Annotated in this window: 1 pseudogene; it reads right to left on the bottom strand. The window is 44.2% G+C overall.

The features are described 5' to 3' along the window. Positions 1-86: 86 nt before the first annotated feature. Positions 87-745: pseudogene (locus A3729_RS32520) on the bottom strand (NAD(P)/FAD-dependent oxidoreductase); the annotation flags it as partial.

Here is a 745-nt window from a genome sequence, read left to right as displayed (position 1 = left end):
TAGGCGCGCCCCATACCCGAGGCAGCCCCTGTTATCACCACTACCCTGTCTTTAAAACTTGTTATTTTTTTCATCGTTTTTACTACTTAAGAGTTAAAAGAGTGATCTTGGCGTTTAAATTTCTTAGCCCAGCGTCTGAAGGTAAAACTAAACCCCGGGAACATGGCAATCACTTTTCCGCTCTTGCTCTTATACCAAGAGTTACAACCGCCACGCTGCCAAACCGTTTTGGCCATCTCGTGATGAATTAAATCGGTATATTTCTCCTCAGCATCTACATTGACTTCGATCACTTTTTTGCCACTTTGTTTAAGCGCCGAAATACTGTTCATGATGTATTTCATTTGCGACTCAATAATAAACAAAGCGGAGGTATGACCAATGCCTGTATTAGGCCCTGTGACAATAAACAAATTTGGAAAGCCTGGCGCACTCGTCCCTAAATAAGCTCTGGGGAAGTCACTCCATGCCTGAGCTAAGGTCTTACCGCCTTTACCCACCACCGGATATGAGATCACGCCATCAGTAGCATCATAACCGGTTGAGTAGACAATCAAATCCAGCTCGTGCTCGACACCGTCCTGAGTCACAATACCCTTCTCGGTGATTTCTTTTATGCCATTATTCTTATCGAATAAGGTGACATTATCTCGACAATAAGCTGGGTAAAGCGTGTCTGATAAAATTACCCGCTTACAGCCTATGGTGAAGTCGGGAGTCACTTTTCGTTGTAAGTCCGGGTCTT

The sequence above is a fragment of the Oleiphilus sp. HI0043 genome (genome assembly GCF_001634935.1).
Note: the sequence above shows the minus strand (reverse complement) of the source record. Positions and strands in the feature narration are given on the sequence as shown.